This window comes from Streptomyces sp. NPDC001770 (assembly GCF_053596135.1).
Genome location: NZ_JBSFFN010000087.1, coordinates 1 through 5,989, shown reverse-complemented (window position 1 = coordinate 5,989; position 5,989 = coordinate 1). Strand labels below are relative to the sequence as shown.

The window sequence follows — 5,989 nt, the reverse complement described above, 5'->3', positions numbered from 1 at the left end:
GCAGGCGGGGATCGTGATCGCGCTGCTGCGCCGGTCCGGCGGGGCCAGCTTCCGGGAGCTCACCGAGGACGCGGCCGACTCCCCCCGGGAGCGCCTTCGTCCGAGGCGATCCGTCAGGCGGGCTCCGCCACGCGGTTCCGGCTGCCGACGACCACCAGGCCGCCGGCGACCGCGAGACCCAGCAGTACGACACCGAAGGTCGTCGCCCCGCTGGTCAGCCCCACCGCGTCGCTGAGGTATCCCGCGGAGACGGGCAGGATGCCCGCCGGGATGTAACCCCCCACGTTGAGCGCCGCGTTGGCCTCTGCCAGATGCCTCGGCGGGACGCTGGAGTTGAGCAGCGACAGCCCTCCGAGCTGGCCCATCCCCTGCCCCGCACCGGCGAGCAGCGCGGAGGCGATGAGGACCGCCACGGAGGAGGTGTGCACGGCGACGATCAGCGTGATCATGCTCACGGCCGTACTCGCCGCGCCCGCCATGAGAATGGCCGGCCGGCTCAGCCGCTGCACCGCGAACTGCACGCCGGTGGCCGTGAGGAACATCGCGAACGCCATGGCCCCCGCCACGATCCTGCTGGTCGTGCCGAGCAGGCCGGACAGCAGCGAGGGCCCGAGCGACAGCACGAACGACGTCGCGGTGATGCCGGGGGCGAACACGGCGATCCCCAGCGTGAGTTCGCGACCGTTGCCGCGCGGAACCCCGGGCACCCGCACCCAGGCCCCCTTGGCGGGGGCCACGGGGCGGCGGACCGGCATGCGCGTCACGACGAGCACCGCGGTGGCCAGCACCACGGCCTCGACCACGAACACGGTCACGGTCGGGGCGGGCAGCGTCTCGGACAGCACACCGGCCAGCAGCGGGCCGAGCCCGGCCCCGAAGACCATCGCGCAGGAGGCGAGCAGAGCGGCGATCCGCTTGCGCTCGGGCCCCGCCACGTCGGTCACCGCGGCCATGCCGGCCGAGACGACCGCACCGACGGCGATCCCGGTGAACAGCCTCGCCACGATCAGCGCCGCCACGGAGGAGGCGGTGGCGAAGATCAGGCAGGCCGCCAGGCCGAGCGCCAGCGCCGGGAGCAGTACGGGCTTGCGCCCCAGCCGGTCCGAGACGACTCCGCAGACCAGGAGCGATCCGAGCAGGCCGACGATGTAGAACGCGAACACCACGGTCAGGGTGCCCTTGGAGAACCCGATGTCGCGCTGCCACAGCACGTACAGCGGCGTGGCCGCGTTCGACAGCACGAACACCGCGGTGACGGGCCACGCGGCCAGCCACACCCACCACAGCGGGGCACCGGCCCCGGCGGTGCCGTTCTGCCCTCTTCCGTCGACCGCCTGGACAGGGGTGGTCCGAGTCTCGGACATGACGTTCCTCCCGACTCTCAAGTACGAGTTGAGTCGAACTTAGCATGCAGTACGATTGAACTCGTACATAGGAATCACGTCATAAGGAGTTGCCTATGCCTTCGGCCACGGGCGTCAACCCCGTCATCAGGGTGCTCCCCGAACCCCTTGACCTGCCCGAACCGCTCCCGGAGCCGGCGGTGGGCGAACTGCGTCTGGAAACCGTCCTCGGAGCGCTCAGCGATCCGCTGCGGTTGACGATCATCCAGAAGCTTTTGCTGGAGTCGGAGCGGTTCGACCACACCTGCGGCTGGTTCGGCCTCGACCGGCCCAAGTCGTCGCTCACGCACCACTTCAAGGCGCTGCGGGAGGCGGGGGTCACGCGCCAGCGCCAGTACGGACTCGAACGCCGCAGCCAGGTACGCGTCGACGACCTCAATGCCCGGTTCCCCGGTCTGCTTGAGCTCGTGGCGGCCTGGACCCCCGAGTCCTGAACCGAACGGACCGGACCTGACCGTCCGCGCCCCCGGCGCATGCCGGGCACCGCACGCCGGGCGCCGGGGCGCGCGGCCCAGGACCCGCGTCGGGCGCGGGGGCCCCGAAGGGACCGAGGCATCGCGGGGACGACGGGAAACCAGGGTGGTGTACCCGGGGAAACGTTGCGCCGCCGCGCAGAAGCGGCCTCGTCGTGGAGAAGCGGCCCGCCGCCGGGCGGACCACTGGGTGCGGCGAGTGCGGACCACCGGATGCGGCGGATGCGGCGGATGCGGCGGATGCGGCGAATGCGGCGGCACCGGATGCGCGGGTCAGGACGCCCGAGGGGCCTCCCCGACCCCGCGTGGTGGCCCGGCGGTGGACCGCCGGGCCGGGGAACGTCTCAGGCCGCGTCGGTGCGGCACTCCGGGTGGCCCCAGCCCACCGGGTTCTTCGCGATCATCTCCTGGGCCGCGTACGGCTTGCCGCAGCGGCACCGCCCGGCGAACTTCGCCCGGATCGTGGCCCCGGTACGGGCTCCGCCGGTGGAAGCCTTCGCCGTCTTTCCGGGCGCGCTCTTCACCGCCCGGGACGGGGCGGGCTCGGGGAGGGCGGCCGTCCCGTGGGCCGTACCGGCGGGCAGCTGCGACACCGCCGCCTCGCTCGCGGCCTGGTCCGCCAGCGCGTTGAGCGGGTCCCCGCCGACCTGGTGGGCGGGAACGTACTGGAATCGCACCGCGCGGCCGGAGAGCAGCTCGTCGATGCGGACGACCAGCTCCTTGTTGGCGACCGGCTTGCCGCCCGAGGTCTTCCAGCCGTTGCGCTTCCAGCCCGGCAGCCACTTGGTCACGGCGTTCATCGCGTACTGCGAGTCCATGCGCACCTCGACCGGCACCGAGGGGTCGGTCGACTCCAGCAGCGAGCGCAGAGCGGTCAGCTCCGCGACGTTGTTGGTGGCGGTGCCCAGGGGTCCCGCCTCCCAGCGCTGCGGGCGCCCCTGCGCGTCCGCGACCACCCACGCCCAGGCGGCAGGCCCGGGGTTGCCCTTCGACGCCCCGTCACACGCGGCGATAATGCTCTCGTCCATACCCCCGATCATGCCAGCCTCCGGGGAGGGCTCCGGCCGCGCGTTCCGTACCCGGACCGGCCCCGGCGGCGGTCAGGGCACGATCGAGTCGACGTACCCACCGTCCACCCGGACCGCCGCCCCGGTGGTGGCGGAGGCCTGGGGCGAGCTGAGGTAGACCACCAGGCCGGCGATCTCCTCGGGTTCGATGAGGCGCTGGAGCAGTGACTGCGGCCGGTGCAGACGCATGAACGCGCGCTGCGCCTCGTCCCAGGGCAGGTCCTTGTCCACGAGTTCGTACACGAACTTCTCGACGCCTCCGGTGTGGGTCGGGCCGGCGATCACCGAGTTGACCGTCACCCCGCTTCCCGCCGCCTCCTTGGCGAAGCCCCGGGAGACCGCGAGCAGCGCGGTCTTGGACATCCCGTAGTGGATCATCTCGGCGGGGATCACGATCGCCGAGTCGCTCGCGATGTTCTGCACCCGCCCCCAGCCCCGGCCGGTCATCCCGGGCAGATAGCGGCGGATCAGCCGGACCGCGCTGAGGACGTTCGTGTCGAAGTACGTCCGCCACTCCTCGTCGGTGATCTCCAGCGGCGGACGCGCCCCGAAGATGCCGAGGTTGTTGACGAGCACGTCGGCCTCGGGAACGGCCTGCTGGAGCCGGTCGGCCCCTTCCTCGGTGACCAGGTCGCAGGCGACGCTCTCGACGTCCGCGTCCGGCACCCCGTCGCGCAAGGTCCGTTTCGCCGACTCCAGCCGGTCCGCGTCGCGTCCGGTCAGCACCACCGAGGCGCCCGCGGAGGCGAGGCCGGAGGCGATGGCGAGGCCGATGCCCTGCGACGATCCGGTGACGACGGCCTTCTTGCCCGTCAGGTCGATACGCACTCGTGGTCCCTTCCGCCGGTTCGGGTGCCGGAGCGGCACCGTGTCCACCGTCGCACCACGCCGGGCGGAACGCTTCCGGAGCGGGGTGCGGCGCGTCCGCGCGACAGGGACCGGCGGCGGGCGCGACGATGAGGCCCCTTGACCTCAACAATGGTTGAGGTCCTACTTTCCTGTCCTACGGGCCCCCTGCGGGCCGTCCGTCGGCCGGAAGAACCGGAGCCCTTGTATGGACATGGAATTCACCGCCTGGTCGTCGCTGCACAGTGTGATGAACGCCGAGCGCGACCGCCGGCCGTTCTCCCGGGAGACCCTGCGCCGCATCCTCGGATTCGCCCGACCGCACCGCCGCCGGCTGGTGCGGTTCCTGGCCGCCAGTGTGGCGGGGGCCCTGCTCGCGGTGGCCACGCCGGTCCTCGCGGGCAAGGTGGTCGACGCGATCGTACGGGGTGGCCGGAGCGACACCGTCGTCCGTCTCGCGCTGCTCATCGCGCTCATCGCGCTGGCCGACGCGGCCCTCGGGCTGCTCACCCGCTGGCTGTCGTCCAACCTGGGCGAGGGCCTCATCCTCGACCTGCGGACGGCCGTCTTCGACCACGTCCAGCGGATGCCGGTGGCCTTCTTCACCCGTACGCGTACCGGGGCGCTGGTGAGCCGGCTGAACAGCGACGTCATCGGGGCGCAGCGGGCGTTCAGCAACACCCTCTCGGGTGTGGTCGCCAACGTCGTGACCCTGGTCCTGACGCTCGCCGTGATGCTCGGCATCTCCTGGCGGATCACGCTGCTGGCCCTGGTGCTGCTGCCGGTGTTCGTCGTACCGGCCCGTCGCCGGGGCGCCCGCATGGCGTCGCTGCAGCGGGAGGCCGCCGCGCACAACGCGGCGATGGCCACGCAGATGACGGAGCGCTTCTCGGCACCGGGCGCCACCCTCGTCAAGCTGTTCGGGCGGCCCGCCGACGAGTCCGCCGAGTTCGCCGCCCGGGCCCTGCGGGTGCGGGACATCGGTGTCCGGACGGCCATGGCCCAGTCCGGCTTCATCACCGCCCTCACTCTGGTCTCCGCGCTGGCGCTCGCGCTGGTATACGGTCTCGGGGGCCACTACGCCCAGCAGGGCACGCTCGAACCCGGTGCCGTCGTGTCGCTGGCCCTCTTGCTGACCCGCCTGTACGCCCCGCTCACCTCGCTCGCCGGTGCGCGGGTGGAGGTGATGAGCGCCCTGGTCAGTTTTGAGCGCGTCTTCGAGATCCTGGACCTCAAGCCGCTGATCGCCGAGAAGCCGGACGCGCGGCGGGTGCCGGACGGGCCGGTCTCGGTGGAGTTCGACGGTGTCTCGTTCGGCTACCCGTCCGCCGACAAGGTCTCCCTCGCCTCGCTGGAGGCGGTCGCCACGCTCGACGACCGGGGTGGCGCCCAGGTGCTGCACGAGGTGTCCTTCGCGGCGCGGCCGGGCCGGATGGTCGCTCTGGTCGGCTCGTCGGGGGCGGGCAAGTCGACGATCGCGCAGCTGCTCCCCCGGCTGTACGACGCCGACGCGGGGGCTGTCCGGCTGAACGGCGTGGACGTCCGCGATCTGACCGCCGACTCGCTGCGCGAGACGATCGGCATGGTCACCCAGGACGGGCACCTGTTCCACGAGTCGGTCCGGGCCAACCTGCTGCTGGCCCGGCCGGAGGCCACCGAGGACGAGATCTGGGACGCCCTGCGCCGCTCGCGGCTCGACGGGCTCGTGGCCTCGCTCCCGGACGGTCTGGACACGGTGGTCGGCGAGCGCGGCTACCGGCTCTCGGGCGGCGAGCGGCAGCGGCTGACCATCGCCCGGCTGCTGCTGGCCCGTCAGCGCGTGGTGATCCTCGACGAGGCGACCGCGCACCTCGACTCCACCTCGGAGGCGTCGGTACAGGAGGCGCTGGCCGAAGCCCTGGAGGGCCGGACGGCGCTGGTGATCGCCCACCGGCTCTCGACCGTGCGCGCGGCCGACCAGATCCTGGTCGTCGAGGCCGGGCGGATCGTCGAACGCGGCACCCACGAGGAGCTCCTCGCCACCGGAGGACGGTACGAGGAGCTGTACCGCACGCAGTTCGAGCGCCCGGACACCGCGCCGCACGCGGTGGGGTGACCGGACGTCCGGCGGCCACATGCGGTCCGTGGTGCGCGAGGTACTGGACCTGCCCGGCACCTGGGACCCGCTGGGCGCGGTGGCCATCGGCCGCCCCGCGACGGC

5 protein-coding genes are annotated in these 5,989 nt (G+C 72.6%); 2 read left to right on the top strand and 3 right to left on the bottom strand.

Translation table 11 applies throughout. From position 1 onward, the window contains the following. Nucleotides 1–113: 113 nt before the first annotated feature. Nucleotides 114–1,364: an MFS transporter gene (locus tag ACWCSV_RS34400; RefSeq protein ID WP_451149173.1), complete on the bottom strand. Its 1,251-nt coding sequence runs from the start codon at nucleotides 1,362–1,364 to the stop codon at nucleotides 114–116. A gap of 95 nt (nucleotides 1,365–1,459) precedes the next feature. Between ACWCSV_RS34400 and ACWCSV_RS34395 the strand changes: the two genes are divergently transcribed. Beyond that, a complete protein-coding gene (locus ACWCSV_RS34395) occupies nucleotides 1,460–1,837 on the top strand; it encodes an ArsR/SmtB family transcription factor (RefSeq protein ID WP_451149171.1) in 378 nt (125 codons plus the stop codon). Nucleotides 1,838–2,220: 383 nt separating this feature from the next. Here the strand turns inward: ACWCSV_RS34395 and ACWCSV_RS34390 are convergent, their stop codons facing one another. Both ACWCSV_RS34390 and ACWCSV_RS34385 read right to left on the bottom strand, forming a co-directional pair. Further along, nucleotides 2,221–2,904: a ribonuclease H family protein gene (locus ACWCSV_RS34390; RefSeq protein ID WP_451149169.1), complete on the bottom strand. Its 684-nt coding sequence runs from the start codon at nucleotides 2,902–2,904 to the stop codon at nucleotides 2,221–2,223. Nucleotides 2,905–2,976: 72 nt separating this feature from the next. Next, the gene (locus tag ACWCSV_RS34385; protein WP_451149167.1) at nucleotides 2,977–3,771 is read right to left on the bottom strand and encodes an SDR family NAD(P)-dependent oxidoreductase; all 795 of its coding nucleotides are present in this window, start codon (nucleotides 3,769–3,771) and stop codon (nucleotides 2,977–2,979) included. Nucleotides 3,772–3,997: 226 nt separating this feature from the next. Between ACWCSV_RS34385 and ACWCSV_RS34380 the strand changes: the two genes are divergently transcribed. Continuing rightward, nucleotides 3,998–5,884, top strand: coding sequence for an ABC transporter ATP-binding protein (locus ACWCSV_RS34380; RefSeq protein WP_451149165.1), 1,887 nt, complete (start codon nucleotides 3,998–4,000; stop codon nucleotides 5,882–5,884). Nucleotides 5,885–5,989 lie beyond the last annotated feature (105 nt).

Bases quoted from the DNA above. Each gene is read 5' to 3' on its own strand.
- ACWCSV_RS34400 (WP_451149173.1), bottom strand. From the start codon at position 1,364: ATGTCCGAGACTCGGACCACCCCTGTCCAGGCGGTCGACGGAAGAGGG.
- ACWCSV_RS34395 (WP_451149171.1), top strand. From the start codon at position 1,460: ATGCCTTCGGCCACGGGCGTCAACCCCGTCATCAGGGTGCTCCCCGAA.
- ACWCSV_RS34390 (WP_451149169.1), bottom strand. From the start codon at position 2,904: ATGGACGAGAGCATTATCGCCGCGTGTGACGGGGCGTCGAAGGGCAAC.
- ACWCSV_RS34380 (WP_451149165.1), top strand. From the start codon at position 3,998: ATGGACATGGAATTCACCGCCTGGTCGTCGCTGCACAGTGTGATGAAC.